Annotated in this window: 21 protein-coding genes; 6 read left to right on the top strand and 15 right to left on the bottom strand. The window is 43.0% G+C overall.

From position 1 onward, the window contains the following. Positions 1-19: 19 nt before the first annotated feature. Both RM544_RS05910 and RM544_RS05905 read left to right on the top strand, forming a co-directional pair. Positions 20-886: a LysR family transcriptional regulator gene (locus RM544_RS05910; RefSeq protein ID WP_311360848.1), complete on the top strand. Its 867-nt coding sequence runs from the start codon at positions 20-22 to the stop codon at positions 884-886. A 196-nt stretch (positions 887-1,082) separates the two neighbouring features. Then, positions 1,083-2,243 (top strand): DUF547 domain-containing protein, encoded by a 1,161-nt coding sequence (locus tag RM544_RS05905; RefSeq protein WP_311360847.1) that lies wholly within the window; start codon positions 1,083-1,085, stop codon positions 2,241-2,243. An 80-nt stretch (positions 2,244-2,323) separates the two neighbouring features. Here RM544_RS05905 and RM544_RS05900 read toward each other — a convergent pair whose 3' ends face one another. The 3 genes from RM544_RS05900 to RM544_RS05890 all read right to left on the bottom strand — a co-directional run bounded on the left by RM544_RS05900 (position 2,324) and on the right by RM544_RS05890 (position 4,269). Beyond that, the gene (locus tag RM544_RS05900) at positions 2,324-2,515 is read right to left on the bottom strand and encodes a DUF3185 family protein (protein WP_311360846.1); all 192 of its coding nucleotides are present in this window, start codon (positions 2,513-2,515) and stop codon (positions 2,324-2,326) included. A gap of 72 nt (positions 2,516-2,587) precedes the next feature. Further along, positions 2,588-3,061: an NYN domain-containing protein gene (locus RM544_RS05895; RefSeq protein ID WP_311360845.1), complete on the bottom strand. Its 474-nt coding sequence runs from the start codon at positions 3,059-3,061 to the stop codon at positions 2,588-2,590. Next, the gene (locus RM544_RS05890) at positions 3,058-4,269 is read right to left on the bottom strand and encodes a DNA methyltransferase (protein WP_311360844.1); all 1,212 of its coding nucleotides are present in this window, start codon (positions 4,267-4,269) and stop codon (positions 3,058-3,060) included. Before RM544_RS05890 ends, RM544_RS05895 begins: the two co-directional genes overlap by 4 nt. A gap of 241 nt (positions 4,270-4,510) precedes the next feature. On the opposite strand from RM544_RS05890, the gene RM544_RS05885 reads away from it, so the two are divergent. Continuing rightward, positions 4,511-5,110, top strand: coding sequence for a 1-acyl-sn-glycerol-3-phosphate acyltransferase (locus tag RM544_RS05885; protein ID WP_311360843.1), 600 nt, complete (start codon positions 4,511-4,513; stop codon positions 5,108-5,110). A gap of 20 nt (positions 5,111-5,130) precedes the next feature. Here RM544_RS05885 and RM544_RS05880 read toward each other — a convergent pair whose 3' ends face one another. The 8 genes from RM544_RS05880 to RM544_RS05845 form a co-directional block, all read right to left on the bottom strand. Continuing rightward, on the bottom strand, positions 5,131-6,075 hold the full coding sequence (locus RM544_RS05880; protein ID WP_311360842.1) for a hypothetical protein: 945 nt from the start codon (positions 6,073-6,075) through the stop codon (positions 5,131-5,133). A 348-nt stretch (positions 6,076-6,423) separates the two neighbouring features. Continuing rightward, the gene (locus tag RM544_RS05875) at positions 6,424-7,263 is read right to left on the bottom strand and encodes a substrate-binding periplasmic protein (RefSeq protein WP_311360841.1); all 840 of its coding nucleotides are present in this window, start codon (positions 7,261-7,263) and stop codon (positions 6,424-6,426) included. Between the two features lie 116 nt (positions 7,264-7,379). Beyond that, positions 7,380-8,549 (bottom strand): M14 family metallopeptidase, encoded by a 1,170-nt coding sequence (locus RM544_RS05870; RefSeq protein WP_311360840.1) that lies wholly within the window; start codon positions 8,547-8,549, stop codon positions 7,380-7,382. Between the two features lie 33 nt (positions 8,550-8,582). Next, positions 8,583-9,602 carry a YncE family protein gene (locus RM544_RS05865; RefSeq protein WP_311360839.1) on the bottom strand — a complete coding sequence of 340 codons (1,020 nt, stop codon included), beginning with the start codon at positions 9,600-9,602 and terminating at the stop codon, positions 8,583-8,585. A 153-nt stretch (positions 9,603-9,755) separates the two neighbouring features. After that, positions 9,756-10,172 (bottom strand): hypothetical protein, encoded by a 417-nt coding sequence (locus RM544_RS05860; protein ID WP_311360838.1) that lies wholly within the window; start codon positions 10,170-10,172, stop codon positions 9,756-9,758. 53 nt (positions 10,173-10,225) lie between these two features. Continuing rightward, the gene (locus RM544_RS05855) at positions 10,226-11,170 is read right to left on the bottom strand and encodes a methyltransferase domain-containing protein (protein WP_311360837.1); all 945 of its coding nucleotides are present in this window, start codon (positions 11,168-11,170) and stop codon (positions 10,226-10,228) included. A 43-nt stretch (positions 11,171-11,213) separates the two neighbouring features. Then, positions 11,214-11,762 carry a GbsR/MarR family transcriptional regulator gene (locus RM544_RS05850; protein ID WP_311360836.1) on the bottom strand — a complete coding sequence of 183 codons (549 nt, stop codon included), beginning with the start codon at positions 11,760-11,762 and terminating at the stop codon, positions 11,214-11,216. A 290-nt stretch (positions 11,763-12,052) separates the two neighbouring features. Continuing rightward, entirely contained in the window at positions 12,053-14,788 is a 2,736-nt protein-coding gene (locus RM544_RS05845; protein ID WP_311360835.1) for a M16 family metallopeptidase, read from the bottom strand. A 345-nt stretch (positions 14,789-15,133) separates the two neighbouring features. On the opposite strand from RM544_RS05845, the gene RM544_RS05840 reads away from it, so the two are divergent. Genes RM544_RS05840 through RM544_RS05830 form a run of 3 tightly spaced genes read left to right on the top strand, consistent with a single transcriptional unit; the run spans position 15,134 to position 17,453 of the window. Next, positions 15,134-15,721, top strand: a complete 588-nt coding sequence (locus RM544_RS05840; protein WP_311361342.1) for a hypothetical protein — start codon at positions 15,134-15,136, stop codon at positions 15,719-15,721. After that, a complete protein-coding gene (locus tag RM544_RS05835) occupies positions 15,721-16,446 on the top strand; it encodes an SDR family NAD(P)-dependent oxidoreductase (RefSeq protein ID WP_311360834.1) in 726 nt (241 codons plus the stop codon). The genes RM544_RS05840 and RM544_RS05835 overlap by 1 nt, the downstream gene beginning before the upstream one ends. A gap of 23 nt (positions 16,447-16,469) precedes the next feature. After that, complete coding sequence (locus tag RM544_RS05830; protein ID WP_311360833.1) at positions 16,470-17,453, top strand: amidohydrolase family protein; 984 nt, start codon at positions 16,470-16,472, stop codon at positions 17,451-17,453. A 49-nt stretch (positions 17,454-17,502) separates the two neighbouring features. On the opposite strand, the gene RM544_RS05825 is transcribed toward RM544_RS05830, so the two are convergent. From RM544_RS05825 to RM544_RS05810, 4 genes are all read right to left on the bottom strand, one after another. Further along, positions 17,503-18,678 (bottom strand): mandelate racemase/muconate lactonizing enzyme family protein, encoded by a 1,176-nt coding sequence (locus RM544_RS05825; RefSeq protein WP_311360832.1) that lies wholly within the window; start codon positions 18,676-18,678, stop codon positions 17,503-17,505. A gap of 33 nt (positions 18,679-18,711) precedes the next feature. Then, positions 18,712-19,482 (bottom strand): class II aldolase/adducin family protein, encoded by a 771-nt coding sequence (locus tag RM544_RS05820; RefSeq protein ID WP_311361341.1) that lies wholly within the window; start codon positions 19,480-19,482, stop codon positions 18,712-18,714. A gap of 166 nt (positions 19,483-19,648) precedes the next feature. Continuing rightward, complete coding sequence (locus RM544_RS05815) at positions 19,649-20,116, bottom strand: hypothetical protein (RefSeq protein WP_311360831.1); 468 nt, start codon at positions 20,114-20,116, stop codon at positions 19,649-19,651. An 81-nt stretch (positions 20,117-20,197) separates the two neighbouring features. After that, positions 20,198-20,752: a cytochrome b gene (locus RM544_RS05810; RefSeq protein WP_432264473.1), complete on the bottom strand. Its 555-nt coding sequence runs from the start codon at positions 20,750-20,752 to the stop codon at positions 20,198-20,200. Between the last annotated feature and the right edge of the window lie 105 nt (positions 20,753-20,857).

Here is a 20,857-nt window from a genome sequence, read left to right as displayed (position 1 = left end):
GCAGCTGTCGGAGTAATCTATGTTTTTTGCAATTGAAGAGTTTATCGCGCTTGGTCAAACTCAAAGTTTTTCAAAAGCGGCTAAGCGTTTGGGAGTGTCTGCTTCGCATATCAGTCGGAGAGTGAATGCGCTTGAGGAAAAGCTTGGTGTTAGGTTAGTCCACCGCACTACCCGTGTCGTTCGCTTAACCGATGCGGGCCATGACTATTTTCAAAAGTGCGCTGATATTTCTGATGAAATGGAGGAAGCCAATGCCTCGCTTATTTCTGATGCGGCAGAGTTAGAAGGTAGAATTAAGGTATCAGCTGCTGGTGATTATGCAGAGCGGTTCGTGTCCCCTGCCCTAGCACGCTTTGGATTATTGCATCCAAAACTGCGTATCGAAATGGATTTTAATCCGCGCAATATCAACCTCATCGACGACGGTTTTGATTTTGCTGTTCGCTACGGACATTTGTCTGATTCAAGTTTAGTTGCCCGCAAACTCACTGAGCGCAAGTTGGTTGCAGCTGCCTCGCCAGCTTATCTGAAACAACATGGCGAACCGACACACCCTAGTGAACTGAGCAAACATCGATGCATTATCTCAATGAATGATACTTGGCGCTTTGAAGAAGGCGGTAAGGAGTTTTCTGTACGCGTCCCTGCAGTATGGCAGTCAAATAGCGCCACAAGCCTTGTAACAAGCGCTGTAACGGGTGCGGGAATTTGTTACTTGCCAGAAACGACGCTACAGCAAGCTATCGAGAATCAATCACTTCAGCCCATTCTTAAGCCATTCTGCTTCAGTGCAATACCTACCTGGTTGGTGTATCCGAGTAAACGCTTCTTACCATTACGGGTCCGTGCTGCAATGGATTACCTGATCACCTCTACGGCATCGTGAAGCGCCGAACTGGTGAAAGTTAGTTGTCTGTATGAATGTACTTTTTCATGTGTCATTTGAAACAATTTGCGACAATTTAAGTATAAGTAATCTCATGAGTAATATTTATAAATTCTGAGAAGTTTTTTATACTCAAGAGCAAGAGTTAGACCTTTCTAACTTTTCGGATGAAGCTTAAATAACAAGGATTGCCGCAATGTTTAAAAGATTGTTCGAGGTATCAGTACTTACCGTATTGCTCACTGTGTCTGGTAGCTTAATCGCTCAGCAAGGCAACACGCTGAATTATGCCAAGTATTCAGAGTTCACTGAAAACTCACAGCTTGAAATGGATTTTAGTGTTGTGGACCAACTAATGCATGCTGGCGTGATGAATATGGGCCCTTCGACGCGCGCTTTTGCCAGGCCTGTACCACCATCAACAGGGACGCGTCTTACACAAACAGTCGATCGCGCAACAGAAAATGAAGCAAACCGTTTTTTTTATGAAAGCCTTAAGAAAGACCAAGAAAAAATTCTAAGACTGCGCAAAGAACTTGAAGCCATCCCTAGTGTGACTCCTTTGAATCAATTTACACAAGAAGCGCAGTTGGCCTACTGGTTAAATCTATACAATGTGACGCTTATTAATGAAGTCGCTCTCCTTTATCCGATGAATAGTTTACGACCCGTTTTAACCGGCGAAGATTCTATTCTTGAAAGGAAATTGTTGTCAGTAGATGGCGTTCAACTGAGCCTCAATGATATCCATTATCGAGTACTTCCCGCTCTATACCCCGATAGTACTTTATACATTTACGGTTTACACCAAGGCATTAAAGGTAGCCCTAATATTCGTACCAAAGCCTTCACTGCAAGTAACGTTATACAGAACTTAAAGAGTAATGCCGCCGAGTTTGTTAACTCAAATAGAGGCACACAGTTCAATAGTGGCAAGGGTGTCGTGAGAGTTTCCAGTTTTTATGAGAGAAATGCGCACCTTTTTCCGGGCTTTAACCAAGCACTCAAATCACATCTTTTACAGTTTGCGAATGCGTCTATTCGAGAGCTCATAGAAAACGCCTCAAGCTTCAAAGCAGACATCAGTAACTGGCGTATTAACGATTTGTACGGAAGCATTCGCCGCAGAGATATCGGACTTTATGTGGCTAATGGCGGCGGCACCCGCATGGCTACCGGTACTGAGATGTCTCCAGCGCAGAAAAACGAGCTTATTTCTCTTATGAGAGTGAGAGCGGTGAACTTCGGCGGAGGGTCTGTCACAGTGACCGACCTTGACCCTAGGAAAGAGGCAGAAGCCAGAGCCAGGGCTGAAGCTGAAGCGAAAAAACAAGAGAGTGACAAAGACAGCAACTAAGTTAAGTTGGTCGCTTGAGCGCATTTTAGATTATCATCGTGCTCAAGCGGTCCTCATTAGCAAGCTCAAAGTAATATTCGTCATTTAAGCTTTAATGCACCTAGAATAATGCACACCGCTCCGCCAACCATTCCTAGCCAGGCTTCGATGGGCGTATCTCCGCTAATTGCACGACCTATCGTTGCTCCCGCAGAGTCATAAACATCGTAGCCCCAAAAAGCCAACGCTACACCCACTACTAAAAGAACGATACCTATTATTTTATTATTCATTATTCACCCGTTTTCTATTATTTTTGTTACACAGTTTACACATTCATGCCACCCAACACTGTGGGAAAGTTACTACATCAACCACTTCTCATCAATATCGATAAACTCGGAACTCGCATTGATAAGAGAGTTCGCTGTTAGATTCAGCACACCATAAACACTGGCTTTGCAGTTATGGTCTTGTCGGACCTTACTGAGTAGCCGGTCAAAATCCCCGTCGCCAGACAATAATATAATTTCATCGACATGAGGCGCCGCTTCCAGAATATCGATAGTGATGCCCACGTCCCAGTCCCCTTTTGCTGAGCCATCAGCACGCTGAATAAAAGGTTTTAGTTTTACTTCAAAACCAATGTGCCGTAGGGCACTTTGAAACTTCCTTTGTTGCTCATCCCCACGATCGATTGCATATGCAAAAGCCTCACTTATCTGTTTATCGGCTTGAATATGCTGCCAAAAATGGCGGTAATTAAATTGACGACCAAAAGTGTGCCTGGTGGTGTAATAGATATTTTGAACATCAACAAAAATAGCGACTTTATTCAAGCTAGACTCCTTGCTTGGATTTGCACACTGGGTGTTTGAATGACTATCATATCAATATTATCGCGGCTAGGCGGCAAGTCATTCAGGTCTATTAGTGTTTGTACTAAGAATACACGTTTTGAGCCTTTCTTCGACGCAGCCTTCAGTAATCGAGTAGCTGCTTCAGCTAAGGTTTCATCGCTCTTTTGGACTTTTACCAACACGGGCGTGTTCTCAAACTGTTCGATCAGGATTGCATCAATTCCTTGGTTCCTATTGACCGGATTAAAAGCTAGGCCTTTTAGGCATTCCAGTATTACCGAGTCTTGTTTCGCGAAGCTGTCTCGCCCTTTCGTCAACAGCGCTGAATCTGTTTTTACCGGCGCCTGTAAGCGACTTTGTGCTAAGTTTATAGCGTCTTCAGACTGGTCGATACCAAGGTAACGCCGCTTCAATAGTTTTGCGGCCACACAGCTTGTTCCGCTACCACAAAATGGATCCAACACGACATCATCTTCGTCTGTGACCAATTCGATTATGCGATCAAGTAACAGCAAGGGCTTTTGCGTTGGGTAGCCCACGCGTTCTTTGGCTTTTGGATTTAAATAAGGAATATCCCAAACATCATTCAAAGGAACACCTTGTTTGGCATCTCCGATTTCAATCTTACCGTTTGCATCGCGTGCATATACCGACTTATTGTCTTTGTTTCGTGTACGTCTTTGCAGAATTTGGTCTAAATTGGTTGCATCAGAATAAGCGGTAAAAACTTTGCGGAATTTGAAGTTCTTTGTTTTGCTGAAGAAGTAGATGTTTTGATGGCTGGGTAGTAAGCCCTTTTTGGCATTTGACCATCGTTTGTAGTGCCATATAATTTCTGATTGAAAATTCTCCGCACCAAACACAGCATCTAGCAAGGCTCTCACAATATGATTTGCTGACTTATCACAATGCACAAAAATGCTACCGGTGTCGCTCAGTAGATCTCGCATGACCAACAAACGTTCATGCAAAAACAAAGCATAACTTTCTTGATCGCCCCAAATATCGTTAAAGCTGAATGTCGTGCTGCCATCTCGGTTTTTCAAACTGTGTTTTTTTTCGGTGAAGAACGGGGGATCGAGATAGATTAGGTCAATTGAATTTGGCCTTATTTTACGCATTTCGGTCAAACAATCGCCCAAATATAGCGTATTCAATTCTTCCATATTTGCTTGTTGAGAATTCAATTAAAGGTTTCCATACGTAGTCACGGTGTGCTTGCTCAACTGCATGTTACCTAGGCATGTCGGTGACTACAAGATTAGCTGATTGCCTAATACAAATTAAGGCACTAGTATGGTGCATAAATTTGGAAATAGACAAGTTAGGAGTGTTGCTTGCCATACCTTTTAATTTTACTTGCTATTGTGGCACTCATCTTTGTTATTTCTAAACTCCTTGATCGCTCAGCAAACAATGAAGGTAAAAATGGCAATAAACACGATGGCGAATGAGCCACCAAAAGGCGGCAACCGTTTCTCTGGGTGGTTGGGTGATACTCTTCTAAAAGTCACTGGCTGGAAAATAGAAGGAAAGCTGCCACAAGAGCCAAAGTTTGTAATGGCTGTGGCCCCTCATACATCCAATTGGGATTTCTTTTTAGGCGTTGCAGTATTGTTCTCACTGCGTATCAAGATCCGCTTTTTAGGCAAACACAGTATCTTTGTCCCGGTGGTAAAACAGTTGCTAGAGTTTATTGGCGGTATGCCGGTCGACAGACGTTCTAAGCACGGTGTTGTGGCACAAGTTGTTGAGGAGTTCGATGCGAATGAGAAGATGATTTTAGCGGTCGCACCTGAAGGAACTCGTTCTCAGGTTTTTCCCTGGAAAACAGGTTTTCTCGCCATTGCACACAAGGCAGATGTGCCGGTTGTTTTAATTGGCTTTGATTTTGTAGATAAAAAAGTGCTGATTGGTCCGAATTTCAAAAGCTCTGGTGATTTCCAGCAAGACATGACGACGGTCTATGGCTATTATAAAAATGTGCCAGCAAAATACCCTGATAAAGTTGTTTTCCCAGCGGAATAAGCCCTACTCAGCGAAGTGCTTTAAAAGAAGCGCACTACCGAAAGGTCACCAAAGGAGGTTTCAATATGGCGTCCTTTTTGATCCCATCCACGAATAAGGACTAGGGTTTTCTTATCTTGCGATGTCCAAGAAAAACCCACACCCAGTGCTTTCGACTTCTCATCTCCTGATTGCTTCAAACCGATACTACTGTTCTCATTCTTAATATGACCTTTTCCGTATTTATACTCGGCAAAGAAGTTGAAGTTGTTAGGTAAGTTGACACTCAACAAAGGTCCAACATTCGCGCTAAACGAAGTCGATTTGAGTTCAGTCACTTGAGGTATATCTCCCTGAATAAATTCAGCATCAAATAGGATAGAGTTGGGACTTTCAAGCGACAAATACTTCAGTGACCATCCGCCAACAACACTGAGAGACCAATCAAACTTGTTACTTAATACAGGGCGATTTAAAAAGAAATGCTCAAATAAAGACTCACCTTCACCAAAAGTATACAAATTATGTAAACCGAAGAGTTCTATTTTGGACGATTTGCTGTTCTCCAAAAAACGACGCTCTGCACCAACGCCACGCAGGTTTTCAGCTTCAGTCTCAAGGCCTTCGAGTATTTGATAATTAAGAGTAATCCTTGAGTGTTTAAGCTTGCGATAGGAAAACAGGAAATTCTGGGTTTTCGTTTCAACGCTATTTTCAAAAACATCTACGGCATAACCAATCTCAATTCCATTGACGTCTACAAAAAAACCAAGGCGTTCGTTATTCAGTGGTGTTAAATTAAAGACCGTTTTCTGCCCATCAATACCTTGAGGTTCAAATATCAATGTGTGACTGGTGTCAGGCTTTGATAGCGTAGTTCTGAATGACGTTATATCAAAATCAAAAGAGTATGCTGAATTTGCTAACAGCATTAAAAAAGCCAATAAAGAAGTTCGTGTATACATGATTTTGGATTCATGAGTCATTCGGTGCCTTGATTATAGGGGAAAGGCAGCAGCCAAATAATCACAGTTTCAACACGTTATTGTGGCGTTTTTATAACATTTATATTGCTATACTTTTGTTGGTGTCATGCCTGCCCATATTGTCATTCCTGCCTATCTTGTAACGCCTGCCCATCTTGTCATTCCTATCCATATTGTCATTCCTGCGGAGGCAGGAATCAGGTCCCCGCCTTCGCGGGGATGACAGGTTACGGGGATGACGGCTAGCGGGGATGACAGGTTACGGGGATGACAGGTTACGGGGATGACAGGTTGCGGGGATGACGGCTGGTGACCGGTTGCGGTAGTGACCGGTCGCCACCAGTTTAGTTAATAAGAATACTTGGCCATGAGGTCTTCATAATCGTCACTAGCTTTTACCCGTTTTAGCTCGGCGTTAAACGCAGCGAGCTGCTCTGGTGTAACACTCTCCTGGCTGAACATCACATAAGCGTTGCCTGTTTCTATCGTGATGCCTTGGGCAATAATGTAATCTGACAATGCTTTGCGTCTCAACATTGAAGCACCAACGAAACTGTCTTCTAAAAAGCCATCGATATCGCCATCCATTAGGCGAGCAACATTCAGCTCTCCCATAATGGCGTTAACAAACATTTTCGAGGTTTCAGGATGGTCAACTAAGCGCGCAACTTCTTCTCCATAAAGGTATTCAGCAACGACGCCAACTTTGCTTCCACTATTAACAAACTCTGTAAGCGTAGTGAAAACCAAGTCGTCTTGTTCTCCGCTTCGGATGTATAAAGAAAACTCTTCCATACGATAAGGCTCACTAAAGAAGGCGAACTTTTCCCTAGCAGGGGTTTTAGACGCCCCCAACAAAATATCAATATCACCCTCTTTGAGTAAGCCTAATAAGTCCACCCAAGTCCCTTGTTTATAAGTAATCTCACAACCAATTCCGTTAGCAACTAAACTCACTAATTCAATATCGAGTCCAGCCACTCGTCCACCCACATCGGCGTATTGATAAGGTTCCCACGCATCAAAGCCTAAAAGTAGACTGCATTCTTTAACAATAGGGGTAGATTCTGCAAGTTCTGCAGCTGCGGGGAGGGTCGTTTCCGTAGTATTCTGTGCTTCCTCTGTTGTTTCAACTTGAGGGCTGCAAGCAGCAAGAAGAAAGATCATAAGCAAGTAGCTAATTTTCATATGTGACTCCTTAAACTGTTCATAAAGTATACGATACAATTTGGAATTAGCTAGTTTGTTTCACTTTAGGCTGCAGAGACACACAACGGCAGTATCCCGCTTAATCATTTACTCGGTTAAACGTCAAAATATTCAGTAAAGCACTTATATAATTGAGTGCCACTGAGCACCGACGCTGATGGAAAATGTAGCATAGGGATTAGGTCGCAAGGCGCTTTGACTTCATGCATTGCATTATCGTTATCAAGGTCATCAATATTGAGTACACGTGCCATCACTTCGCCTTGCTTCACATGTTGACCCGGCCTAACGCAGTATTCGACCATACCACCAAAATCCGTGAACAAGGTTTTGTAGTGACGTAAATAAACACCTAAGCGTTGCATTTTGGCAGGCGCATAATGAACATCGGCGCTTTCTTTTTGCGCTAGGCCGCCGTTTTCAGCTAAGAAACCTAAAATGCTAGCTGCATCTTTCGCACCTTCGTCAAAATCGATAACCTCTTGGCTACCCATCTCCAAAGTAAATGCTTGAACACCGAAATCATAAGCCTGATTAAACCGATTTTTTAAGTGTTCTTGTAAGGTCCACCAAGGGCAAAAGCAAGCTTCATCAAGGGCGCCAGCAAAAACATTTGGTATGAAGATACAATGCGGAATAGAAAAGGCCTTTGCAGCTGATTTTGCGTATTCAGGAATGTAAACGTGACGGGTAGATACTGGACCATTATGTAAATCGAGCACATAGTCGGCATCAAATGCTAATTGTTGAAGTCGAAGGTTTAATTGTTGCGCTAAGCCTAGCCCCCAAGGTTGTTCTAACTTGTTTTCAATCTCTTGTTGCCACTGTTTGCGGAATAAGGCTTTTATCGTCACTTCATCGTCTTCAGCAGAAACGGTATCAGCGAAGCTTTGCACTTTTTCCTTGTCATAAAAATAACCACGATTCCAATTCGTACCATTCACGGGGTCGAATCGCCCGAGCGTGTACTCTCCCGCTTTTATATTCGTTCCAACCGGATTACAGTTAGGCACGAGTACAATTTCGCCTTGAATTTGGATATCTTTAAGTGCGTTTATCAAGTGATAAATAACCACATTACCTTGCACTTCTGCACCGTGAATGGAGCTTTGGATATATACTTTTGGACCAGGTAGGTTGTCACTAATTCGGTAGATGGGCACATTCAAACTTCTACCTGAAGCGTTCTGTGCAACCGCAATATAAGACTTTCTTAAACGCTTATCAGAATGCTCATTCTTACTCGTACTTAGATCATCGTTCACTGTTTAACACTGCCTATTGTCTGGAATTCAATATTAGTTGAGTGATATAAAAGCCACGCCATCTGGGTTATTGCCAGTTGGGTATTCTGCAATAATTTCTTGGGTATGGATATCGATAGCAACAATTTTATTTTTTAAGTTCAAAGATAGGAATGCAACATCGAGGCTTGGATGTAGGGTAATACCTTGAGGACCGGCTTCGCTTTCAAGCGCTAAACGTCCAATTTCCGTTTTGTTTGCAACATCAAAAAAGCGTATATCGTGGTTTCTAAAATCAGGCACCATGGCAATCTTTTCATCATGAGAGAAAAGCACGCGATAAGGGAAGCTAAAATCATCAAACTGAGCCAGCGTCTCATGAGAATCTGCACTAATCACACGAACCAAGCCTGCTTTATTTCCACCATACCAGATCTCCTTGCCATCACGCGTAATGTTGATAGCTTCCGGCATTTCGGCGCTTGGGATCTGCTCAACTACACTAAAATCATTCAAAGATATTTTTGAAATGGTGTTTGAGCGAATGTTGGTGGTGTACGCGAAATCTTCTTTTTCGCTGAACGCTAGCATATGGGTAGTGTCTTGCTTCGTGCTGACTGCTTGTGTGACTTCACCAGTAAAAATATTGGCGATCACAAAGTGCTGGCTCTTGCCTGAGGTAAATGCCACGTGTTGTTGGTCATTCAAAAAACGAATGCCATGCGGTCCAGGGTATTTGTCCAATTTTATGGTGCGAACCACCGATTGGTTTGCAATATCAAACACCGTTAGACTGTCGCCGCCAACAAAGTCAGTGCTTACAGCCCACTTTCCGTTTTGACTCACCACTAATTCATGAGGGCCTTTACCTGTTGGTAATGTATTGATGACTTTTCGCTGAGCAGTATCAATGATACTGATGCTATTGTCCGTTTTATTTACCACCACAAGCAGTCCCACAATCTTTGACTCTGAGGCCCCTGCTTTCGCTTTCTGTTGATACATTGCTGTGCTCGTGGGCGAAGTAAAAACCAAAAACGGCAATAACAACAGTGATAAAAAAGTGTGAGGCATTTTGCTAGTCCTTCAGAAAGCGTTGTTCTAGATAATATGCACCCAGCTTAAACCAAGTATAGAAGCATTGCGAAGTTGAAAATGTAATAGTTGATGTCAATGGCAGCCCCTATGTGCTGCCGAGCATCGCTTTAATATTTGAGGAGTCTTGGCTTAACTGTATTTACTATCTATCTTTTTTAGTGAACGCAAAAACAGACCGATGCCACCCACAGCCAACACAAGTATGACGATAAGTTCAAAAGAAGACATTGTACGTAGGTTGAATCTAACGGTAGATATCACACCAAAAATCAAAGCTGTAATAGAGCCTATGGATAAGATCCAACCGAGTAAATTTTTACTATTGTAGAAAATCATGCCGACACCGAAAATGAAGGGAATCATGATCATGCCGCCAGTTATACCAACATTACTACCAAAACCAGAGAAACCAAAAAGGCGAGAGCCTAAACCAAAGTTTGAACTGACTGTTATTGCATTCAGTAGCATGTAGAAACCACCACACATCATCACTAAACCAATAAAAAAGAGTCCTACACCACCCGAACTTCCACCTGCACCTTTCATTCTTTATTCCTTCAAATCTTGATAGTTTTCATAGTTATATCATTTCTAAGCGCTTATTGCTCTGGCTTTCTTGCACTCACAAGGTAGTAGGCAAAGTCACGTCTGTGCATACCTATAACCATGCCCATAACAGGCGCGATAAAATGCATTTTCTGCATCGTCCGTTCGCCCTTTTTCATGGCAATATTACTAAAAAAATATTTAATCGACACCCAAGGCACATGTAAAACACTCGGTAACGCACGCCATGATGAATCTTTCACCTTAATATCAACAAAACCGGCATCGCGGAGCGCTTGGGTAAAATCATGAATATTAGCGAAAGTATCAACTGACCAACCCTTGCATACAAGGCGAAACGCCTTTTCAAATAATGGATTAGACTTTGTCCGCTTTCTAAATCCGTCGGCAACGACTAGTCGCGCTCCCGGCTTAAGGATCCGAAAAGCCTCATTGATAAACGACGCCTTACTGGTTCCATCAGCGTAGCAGCTACTTTCAACAGCATAGGCGCCATTGAAGCTATTGTCAGGAAATGGGGTGTTTCTATAATCAATTAGGTGAAAGCTTGCTCGTTCATGAAGACTAGCCTGCTCAGTGAAAACCGACGCTTTTTCAATTTGCCAAGGAACCACTGTTGCGCCCGTAATATAAGTGTTCTCATAATGCTGAGCACAATAACGTGCCGTCGCACCTACTCCACAACCAAGATCAATGACTTGGTTCATAGCATCAGTGTCGAGCTGCAGTCTAGATAACACCTGATGATTCATTTCAACAAGCAAAGGTTCACGTTTAAAAGGATTCATTCCCATTAGATAGTAACCAAAGTGCATGTTGTAATTTGGGCTCCAAGGTTCGTAGTCGAGTCCAACCTGTGAGTAATATTGAATGATATCTTGGGAAACCTGGCTTGCGTCGAACTGGTAGTGAGTATTTAAACCAGTATGCGGACCTACATTAAGGTTTTGACCTAGGGGCTTGACCGTGTCTTTCATAACTCTTTACTCCACATAAAGCGCTTACTATGAGCGCGAATGTTTAGCTTTTTTTACCAGGAAGGAAACGCGTAATTCTGGCACCCATTTTCATTAAAGAGACTAAACTGCTGGTTGGTAAACTTCTAATTTGTTCATACCAGTCCGTCAGCGTATTCATAAAGCTTAGCATTTTGCTAATTTGAGCTTTGACTTGTTTTGGCGTGTCAGCATCGCTTTCCATATCGAGTTCACATTGTCGAAGCATACTAAGAATCGGGTCAATCTCGCGTTTCTTTCTACCTTCAACAATAGTGAGAAGCATTGACCAAGTGTCACCTTTCACACAAAAATGATCTCGACGGTCACCAAGCACTGAGTGAGTTTTTATCAAATCCCAGCTCTGTAACTCTTTAATGCTAGTGCTTACATTGGAGCGAGCAACTGACAAGGCTGCCGCGATTTGTTCTGCGTTGACTGGCGCATTTAAAAGGTAAAGAAGTGCATGAATCTGCGAGACGGTGCGATTTACCCCCCAGCGCGTGCCCATTTCTCCCCAGTGCAAAATGTAGGTTTCCATTAACGGTGTAATACGAATATCGTTATCACTCATGTTGATTAGCCTTGTGCTTTTAGTTTGGAAAGCTTGTATTACAGTTATTTCTGTACTTACAGAAATAACTGTAATACAAGAATTGGATTTATGCAAGGTAAACGGTTTTTTCAGTAGGATGAGAGTGATAAGCTTTTAAGACATGCGGCCAAGAGATTATTACAGCCATTCCCAAGTAAGCTACCATTAATGAAACGTTTGGTGAGGGTGCATAAACCATGAGGGCAACAGAACAGAAAGAAAAAAGCCACTTCAAATTGAAGTGGCTCTTGTGATTTTAAGCGCTTGTCTTATTCTCCAGACTTCGCTTTTTGCATATCGCCAGCTTTAATAATAGATATCTTGTCGAGGTCGAAATATTTACGCATCACTGCGTTGACTTCTTCCGTCGTTAAGGCTGCCATTTTCGCTTCGTAATCGGCGTACCACTGTAAGTCACGATCATAACGGATCGTATTACGCAGAGTGCCTGCGAGCTCACGGTCTTGTGCACGACTGACTTTCTTCGATTGCAAAATACCTGATTTAGCTGCTGCTACTTCTTCATCAGTGAATCCATCTTTCAACAATCTAGCCATTTCTTCCTTGAAGCCAACTTCGACTTTATCGAGGTTTTGCGGAGCGCAAATAGCATAGGCACCAAAGGTAGTTTTATCATCTTCAGGTAGTTGAGAAATGAATGAACCCGCACCGTAGCTTAAACCGTCTTCTTGACGTAAACGCGTTGCCATCCGGCTATTGAGGAAACCACCTCCGAAGATATAGTTACCTAACTCTAGCGCAGGAGCATCTGCGTGCTTTTGGCCTACTGGCAACATAAGAGCAGCGACAAAAGTCGCGTTCTCTTTGTCAGGTGTATCAAATACAATATTCTGAGCTTCAATCTCTTGATAGGCGTTGCTTAAACGCTGGTAATCAACATCGCTACCCCAAGAAGTGAAGCTTTGTTCCAAGACCTTCTTGATCTCAGCCTTATCAAAATCTCCAACAATGCTTACTAGCAAGTTGTCATCAGTGTAGAACTCTTTATGGAAAGCCTTTAAGTCATCTAGGCTTAATTTTTCTAAGTTCTCCAACATGGTCTCGAAAGTAGCAGAGTGCAAAGGGTGACCCTTTGGATAAGGGTTCATTAAGCGACCATACTGATTAAAAGCAAGCTGTTGTGGGTCTTGAAGGTTTTGCTCAATATCCACCTTCATCGTGCTCTTATACTGCTCAAACTCTTTTGCATCAAATTCAGGTTGCTTCATGATTTTTTCAACCAGGGTCATAACAGCCGCTAGGTTTTCTTTCGTTGTGCTAATGCTAGCAAACGCTAAACTTGAACCACCGCTAATACTGACTCTGGCTTTTAACTTATCGAACTCGTCTTGGATTTCTTGACGAGACATACCTGCTGCACCGCGAGTTAGCATGGTTGCAGTAGCGTTACCTACCATGCCTTTGTTCATTAATTTGTCGAGGTTGCCAAATTGGAACATCATGGTAAGTGACACCGATTCACCGCGTGTCTTTTTATCAAGCATCACTGCTTTTGTACCATTATTAAACGCAACAACTTCACTACGGCTTTCAATATTGTCGAATGAAGGCTCGAACAGTTCACCTTGTGCCACTTGCTCACGTCCTTTGTAGCCATCAACCATATCAGCAACGCTTTCGACTGCTGGAATAGTGACTCGCTCTGCTGTTTCGGAAGGAATAAACTGACCTAGTGTTCTATTGTTTCGCACCAAATAGGTGTTAGCCACGCGCTGAACGTCTTCTAAAGTCACCGTTTCAATGCGATCTCTGTTTAAGAAATACAAGCGCCAATCACCCATTGCTAACCACTCACTTAATCCGAGTGCGATACGTTCAGAAGAATTCGATGTTAATTCAATATTTTTAATTAAACTGCGTTTTACACGATCAACTTCATCTTGAGTGATAGGATTGCTATTTAAGCTTTCGACAACATCTAATAAAACATCTTTGGTTTTAGATAAATCGCTCGCTTTGTCTACTTCTGCGAAATAAAAGGCAAGCCCCGGCTCTTGCCACTGAAAGTTAAAACCGTAAACACGACTCGCGAGTTTGTTTTCAACAATGGCTTTGTGTAAGCGACCGCTTGGAGTGTCACCTAGCACTTGGCTGAGGACTTCAATGGCAGCAAAATCTGGGTGTGAACCGGCTGGGATGTGATACGCCGCACCAACGATTTGGGCGTCTCCTACACGGCGAACAGTCACACTTCTCTCACCCGCTTTCGCTGGCTCGCTAGTATACAATGTTGGTAATACGCGCTCAGGCTTTGGAATCACACCAAAATACTTTTGAATGCGAGCTAACATGTCCTTTTCTTCAAACTTACCAGCAACAATTAGCGTAGCGTTGTCAGGTTGATAATATTTTTTGTAGAAGGCTTTTAGGCGGTCGATTGGCACATTCTCTAGGTCAGAGCGCGCACCAATAGTTGACTTACCATAGTTATGCCAATCGTAAGCTACGCTGGCAATGTGTTGAAGAGTCACTCGAAACGGACTGTTCTCGCCACGTTCAAATTCGTTACGTACCACTGTCATTTCACTGTCTAAATCTTCTTTAGAGATGAATGAATCAACCATGCGGCTTGATTCCATAGACAATGCCCACTCGATATTTTCTTCGGTGGCTGAGAATGTCTCAAAATAATTGGTCCGATCGGTCCATGTAGTCCCGTTTGGCCTTGCACCCGCAGCACTTAATTCTGCAGGGATATCTTTATGCTTAGGTGTGCCTTTGAAAACCAAATGCTCAAGTAGATGAGCCATACCAGTCTCGCCATAGTTTTCATGCTTAGAGCCCACACGATAGGTAACATTTACCGTCACCGTTTCTTTGGTTTGATCTGGGAATAGAAGCACTTGAAGACCGTTATCCAGTCTATATTCGCTGATACCCTCTACTGCGTTTATTGGCTCGAGTTTGCTTTGAGCCATAGCGTTAGCGCTAGCGAGAGAGAGCATTCCAGCTAGAAAGCCGACGCCGATTAGTCGTAGTTTCATGTTACGTCCCTATAGTTAAGAAAATTTACCTAGTGGTGTAGAATAGACACTGAATTGGCTTTAATCAACTGAACTTAGCGCCTTTTGTAGTCTAATGTAAGTCATTAAAATCAATCTAAAGTTCCATTTGTAAACCTAAATGTTTCGTTTCTGTTATCGATGACTGAGAAATTGACGCACAGAGTAGGTAATTTACCTTGAATCCAGTAGACTTAGAGCGATAAAACCAAGAATAAGAATAAGGAATCTAACATGTTGACGTCTCCGTTTTTCGAAAAGAGCACAAACAGCAAGCAGTCTAGCGCTAAGCAACCTTCGTTCATTAGCATAAGTTCGATGATGGTAATGGTCATCAGCTGCTTACTATTTACGTTTAAAGCAAATGCTGGCGCAGATACTGGACCTGCGCCTTTAGTTTCAATTCCAACTCAAGATGCCTTTTTTGACAGTATACGAGCACACTGCTCAAAGGCATACGAGGGTAAAGTGACAGTGGACAATCAACCAAGTAGTGCCTTTGATGCACCTTTGGTGATGTTTGTGCGCAAATGTTCTGATAGTCAGTTACAGGTACCTTTTTACGTTGGTGACAACGCCTCACGTACATGGCTAATAACGAAAACTGGCAGCGGTTTAAGTTTAAAGCATGATCATCGCCATGAAGATGGCTCTCACGACACGGTGACCATGTATGGCGGCCATACTGTAGACGCCGGTTATAATGAAATTCAATCATTCCCTGTTGATGAGTACTCTAAACAATTGTTTGCGAAAGAAGGTCTACCGCAGTCGATTACTAACACATGGCAGATGTACATTTATGAAGATGTATTTTCATATCGATTGGTACGAGAGGGTCGTGAGTTCCGTGTGGACTTTGATCTCACGAAACCGATCACACCGCCACCTGCACCATGGGGCTATGTAGACTAATGCCAAAAACACTTGTCATTACCGGTGGTAGTTCTGGTATAGGGCTAGCCATCGCAAAGAAATTTGAAGATGCGGGATATCAAGTTTTCAACCTCGACATACAATCCGGCGAGTACGGGCAGTTTATAAAATGCGACATGACACAGCATGAACAAGTGACTGAAGCTATTCATTCGATTGGTGAAAAGCATGGTATAGACACCCTTATTTGTAACGCAGGCAAACACTTATCGGCCTCAATTGAGGCGACAACAGAAAGCGACCTAATTGGCCTATTCAATTTGAATGTGAAAGGTGCCTTCTCTGCCACACAAAGTGCTTTACCCTTCATGAAAACGAACAATAATGGCGCCATTTTGTTTATTGCATCAGACCAAGCGGTGATTGGAAAGACTCATTCATTCGCTTACAACATGAGTAAACATGCCCTCGCCTCTATGGCCAAAACCACAGCTCTGGATTACGCATCGTATAACATCAGAGCGAACGCAATTTGTCCTGGTACGATTGAAACGCCACTTTATCACAACGCGATTGACCGCTATTGTGCAACAAGTGGCGCAGACAAAACCGCAATACATGCTGAAGAAGCAGCTCAGCAACCCCTAGGAAGAATAGGTCAAGCAGAAGAAGTTGCATCATTGGCCCTATACCTCGCCTCAGATGACGCTAGTTTCATTACTGGCAGTTTGCAGATGATAGATGGTGGTTACACCGCAAAATAATAAAAACAACACGAGAATGAAAAATGAATGGAAGCACACTCAGCATTATCGATCCGCATGTACATTTGTTCGATATTGAAAATGGACACTATGACTGGTTAAAAACCAACAACGCCCCTTTTTGGCCGCAAAAATATTTGATTAACCGAACTTACGTCGACAACGCTCTATACTTAGAAGAGCCATTGCGTCTCGCCGCCTATGTCCATATTGAAGCGGGCTATGATAATGAGTCAGGCGAGCGTGAATTAGCCATGCTTGAAGAAAAAGCGTCGATCCCCATGTGCACTATGGGTTATGTAGATATCACCCTACCTCATGACGACTTCCTATATGCCCTAGGAAAGCAGTCTGAATTTCGCAGCTCCCGTGGCATACGATATATCCTCGACGGCTCGCTGAATGAAATAAAAGCGACACTAGAGAATGAATGTTCTTATAAAAATCTTGCTTTTTTGGGTAAACACAAAGGGACTTTTGAACTTCAATTAGATGTGAAAAATACGGAATTGGTTGTTCTCGTCTACGCCTTTTTTAATCGCTTACCGGAACTTCAAGTAGTATTAAATCACGCAGGTTTCGCCCCTTTTCTAGAAAAAGAAGAAAGCAATCAAGCATCGATTTACGCCCATCAACTCGACTTCACAAATTGGCAGGCAAACCTGTTGCTGCTAGCAAAACTTCCCAAAGTTGCCGTGAAGTGTTCAGGTTTTGAAATGTCTTTGCTGAACGAAGATAAGGATGCTATCGGCGCTGTCATTCAATACACAAACGAAGACGTTATTGCCGTCGTTAAGCATTGCATAGATGCGTTCGGCTCTGACAAAGTCATGATGGCTAGCAACTTTCCATTATGCTTATTCTCGATGTCTTATCAGGACTATTGGGAAACCGCGTTGGGAGCATTGCAGCATTTATTCAAAGACAAGGATGAGAATCAACGCGAAGCGTTAATGACTGCCCTTTTGCATGATAATGCCGCTCGTATTTATGGCATTGAAAGCTAAGGCCTGGTGATCTTAGCTTTTTTACCATTCATTCTATTGGTGTATCACATTACTTAACGGTGATGTGCGGTGAACGTTTCACCACTTCATCGTTTAACTCAATACCAATACCTGGCAAGTCTGGTACTTTAAACTTTCCATTTACTGGCTGATAGTCCTGAATACACAATTCTCTATTCCAAGATTTGATCGCGTAAGTGTGATGTTCATGAATTAAGAAGTTCGGGATTGCAGCTTCTAGTTGCAATGATGCTGCAGTTGCTACCGGCCCACCGCATACATGGGCTTGAACTCGAATGTCGTAAACATCAGCATAGTCGCAAACTTTCTTAGCTTCAGTGAAACCACCACATAAGCCAACATCAGGTTGCAATACATCAATACTTTGGTCTTCAAAGTAAGGCCGAACGTCCCAACGGTGATAAAGCCTCTCTCCACCAGCAATGGGCACTTTTACATTCTCTGCGACTTTTTTGTGTACCGCAGAATTGAGATAGTTTACTGGCTCCTCGAACATCATACAGCCAACTTCTTCAACGATACTGCCCATCTGAATAGCAGATGCACAACCCATTAATGAATGAGCCTCAAAAATAATATCCACTTCATCACCAACTTCTTTACGAATAGCGCGAAGGCGATCACCAAATAGTTTCATCTGTTTAGGTGTGAAAAGCTTTGTTCGATCGAAAGAAGAATCACCATTCTCATCGTAAACAATTGGGTCGACTTTTACCGCATCATAACCTTCTGCCATTGCTTTTGCAGCCGATCGCGCATAGTCGTCAGGTGTTAACATTTTTACGCAATCTTGGCTCCAATCAAACTGAAGTTGGCTGGCATAAGTACGTAAATCATCATTCGTTTTACCACCCAAAAGCTGATAAACCGGCACATTCAAGGCTTTGCCTTTAATATCCCACAATGCGGTATCGATGGCGCTCATTGCTGCGTAAAGCACCGGACCACCACCCAAACCCCAAAAGCTCTCACGTAACATGCGTGACCATAATAATTCTGTTTTAAAGGGGTCAAAACCGATCAACACCGCTTCGGCAATTTCCTTAATCATCGCAGCTGCGGCGCTGTGTCCCCAGTCATAGGCTAAACCGGCTTCACCGACACCGTGAATTCCTTCATCGGTATGAACTCTGACAAATATGGGATTCCATGGCGGACGTTCTGGGCAATGGATATCAAAAATTTCGATATGGGTAATCTTCATTTGATTCTTCTTTAATGTAGTTAATTGGGTGACCTATTGGTCGAAGTCTGGGTAAGCTCTTTTTACTCTGCGCATCATAGCTGGCCATGCTTTTTGACCGCCAGTTTGACCCGTATGTACGATGCTCGCTTGTGCCTTGATACCATCAATAATAGATTGGTCCACACGAATAAGATCATCGCCACTGTTCTGCATTTTTACTTGAATTTCGCAGGCCCGCAGTAGATCGTACATGTGCATAAATGCATCACCAATGGTCACGCCCATCGTGAGTGCACCGTGATTCCGCAGCAGCATAAAATTCGCATTTCCAAGGTTCTCTTGCAAACGTTTAATTTCATCTGGATTAACCGCCAAGCCTTCATAATTATGATAACTCATACTGGCGAGCGCAAACGCCGAATACTGACTGTATGCTTGAAGGCCCTGTTCACAACTAGCCACTGCAATTGCGTCGGGATGATGCAAGTGTAATGCACATTGATCATCGTGACGAGCGATATGCACAGCGCTATGAATGGTAAAACCAGCTGGATTGATTGTGAATGGGGATTCCGAGTCTATTACATTACCCTCGATGTCTATTTTCACTAAGTTTGATGCTGTGACTTCCTCAAACGCTAAGCCAAAGGCATTAATTAACAGGTGTTCACTGCCAGGGATCCGAGCAGAAACATGGGTGTGAATAAGATCGTCCCAACCGTGCATAACCAATAAGCGATAACAAGCCGCCAGCTCAACGCGCGTTTGCCATTCTTGGTCTGACACTTTACCTTGCAGGTTTACTTCCGGAATATTATACATTCTCATTAAACACTCTTACTAATGGCTCGGCCACTCTATCGTCTTGGCACTTGAGCGCTAATTTCACTATGCATGTAATATATACAAGTGCCGCCCAATACGGAAGTACACCATTATAAACTAAAGCGCTGAAGCGCTTACTACCGTGAGTGGTCCTAATGATAGCTTAAAACTGATAACCCGCTTGCAAAGAAAGACCAAACTTATCATCATCTTCAGTGTCGGCTGCTACAACTGTAATACCTAGGTTGAAACCTGATTTATCGATTCCGTTAAAGAAATAATGATAGCCAAGCCCCGCTCCATACACTGCTTTGTCATCTCTCAAAAATGCTGTTTCGACGCCTACAACACCAAGGTACGCACCTAGACCATGTTTATTGGAGTCATTGTCGAAAAGGTCTGTTTTTATCCAGCCGATGCCAGCACCACAAGTACTGCCTGAATTAGAAGAATAAGAGACACAGCCGGCTGAGACATATTTCATATCAGTTTCGGAAACATAAGCAACATTAGCACCTAAACCTGAATAGCTCATTCCCGCACCTACTCCGACAGAAATGTCTTCAGCGTTTGTCGTAAAGTGGAGGGCAAAAAGAGAGGCGACCAAAGCCGTTTTAATTGTAAGATTCATGCATTTCCTTATAGCAATTAACAATTCAGGTCGGTCATGCTAGAGGAAGCGTTTAGGCGATGCAATCAAAAATTACAGGCGCTATTTATTGAATGGAAGCATACGACGTAAAGTATTGTCTTTCACAATATAGTGATGAAACAAAGCTGCTAATGCATGTAGTGCGAGTGTGTAATAAAAAACAAGTCCGGCCGTTTCGTGTAGCTCTTCAATTGTATGCGCCAACTCTTTGTTTTCAGCGATAAGTGCAGGTAATTCCAATCCCCAAAATGGAATCGGCTTTCCTTCCGCGCTGAGTATCGCCCAACCCGCTATTGGCATAGCAATCATGAGTAAATACAAAACAGTATGCGTTACCATAGCCACGTAGTGCTGCCACTTTGCAACTGGCGGGTAGACTGGTGGCCTTTTTGACAAGGCACGAAACCCTAATCTAATCCAAACCAGTAAAAAAACCGTCAGACCTGTCATGAAATGAAATGTTTTAAACAGCTCTCGCGTTTCAGTACCTTTAGGATAAAGCTCTCGTAGTTCGATGGAAGCAAATACTGCAATCAACAACACCAGCATCAACCAATGCATAGCAATGACAGCAGAATCAAAACGCTTGTTCGGTGACATTTCGATTTTCATCATGTTTGGCCTTTTTAAACGCGATTTAACGATTGTGGAAATTAGAGTGTAATGGATTGAAGTGCTCACGTTTTGATCAACGTCAACTTAGTACGCAAAGCACCAATA

It is taken from the genome of Brumicola blandensis (assembly GCF_031846165.1).
In the GTDB taxonomy this organism is placed as follows: domain Bacteria; phylum Pseudomonadota; class Gammaproteobacteria; order Enterobacterales; family Alteromonadaceae; genus Glaciecola; species Glaciecola blandensis.
Note: the sequence above shows the minus strand (reverse complement) of the source record. Positions and strands in the feature narration are given on the sequence as shown.

Excerpts from the sequence above, each read along its gene's own strand:
- RM544_RS05875 (WP_311360841.1), bottom strand. The coding sequence starts at position 7,263 with ATGAAAATTAGCTACTTGCTTATGATCTTTCTTCTTGCTGCTTGCAGC.
- RM544_RS05885 (WP_311360843.1), top strand. The coding sequence starts at position 4,511 with ATGGCAATAAACACGATGGCGAATGAGCCACCAAAAGGCGGCAACCGT.
- RM544_RS05820 (WP_311361341.1), bottom strand. The coding sequence starts at position 19,482 with ATGTATAATATTCCGGAAGTAAACCTGCAAGGTAAAGTGTCAGACCAA.
- RM544_RS05900 (WP_311360846.1), bottom strand. The coding sequence starts at position 2,515 with ATGAATAATAAAATAATAGGTATCGTTCTTTTAGTAGTGGGTGTAGCG.
- RM544_RS05830 (WP_311360833.1), top strand. The coding sequence starts at position 16,470 with ATGAATGGAAGCACACTCAGCATTATCGATCCGCATGTACATTTGTTC.
- RM544_RS05855 (WP_311360837.1), bottom strand. The coding sequence starts at position 11,170 with ATGAAAGACACGGTCAAGCCCCTAGGTCAAAACCTTAATGTAGGTCCG.
- RM544_RS05845 (WP_311360835.1), bottom strand. The coding sequence starts at position 14,788 with ATGAAACTACGACTAATCGGCGTCGGCTTTCTAGCTGGAATGCTCTCT.
- RM544_RS05860 (WP_311360838.1), bottom strand. The coding sequence starts at position 10,172 with ATGAAAGGTGCAGGTGGAAGTTCGGGTGGTGTAGGACTCTTTTTTATT.
- RM544_RS05815 (WP_311360831.1), bottom strand. The coding sequence starts at position 20,116 with ATGAATCTTACAATTAAAACGGCTTTGGTCGCCTCTCTTTTTGCCCTC.
- RM544_RS05910 (WP_311360848.1), top strand. The coding sequence starts at position 20 with ATGTTTTTTGCAATTGAAGAGTTTATCGCGCTTGGTCAAACTCAAAGT.
- RM544_RS05840 (WP_311361342.1), top strand. The coding sequence starts at position 15,134 with ATGGTCATCAGCTGCTTACTATTTACGTTTAAAGCAAATGCTGGCGCA.
- RM544_RS05850 (WP_311360836.1), bottom strand. The coding sequence starts at position 11,762 with ATGAGTGATAACGATATTCGTATTACACCGTTAATGGAAACCTACATT.
- RM544_RS05810 (WP_432264473.1), bottom strand. The coding sequence starts at position 20,752 with ATGATGAAAATCGAAATGTCACCGAACAAGCGTTTTGATTCTGCTGTC.
- RM544_RS05865 (WP_311360839.1), bottom strand. The coding sequence starts at position 9,602 with ATGCCTCACACTTTTTTATCACTGTTGTTATTGCCGTTTTTGGTTTTT.
- RM544_RS05905 (WP_311360847.1), top strand. The coding sequence starts at position 1,083 with ATGTTTAAAAGATTGTTCGAGGTATCAGTACTTACCGTATTGCTCACT.
- RM544_RS05825 (WP_311360832.1), bottom strand. The coding sequence starts at position 18,678 with ATGAAGATTACCCATATCGAAATTTTTGATATCCATTGCCCAGAACGT.
- RM544_RS05880 (WP_311360842.1), bottom strand. The coding sequence starts at position 6,075 with ATGACTCATGAATCCAAAATCATGTATACACGAACTTCTTTATTGGCT.
- RM544_RS05835 (WP_311360834.1), top strand. The coding sequence starts at position 15,721 with ATGCCAAAAACACTTGTCATTACCGGTGGTAGTTCTGGTATAGGGCTA.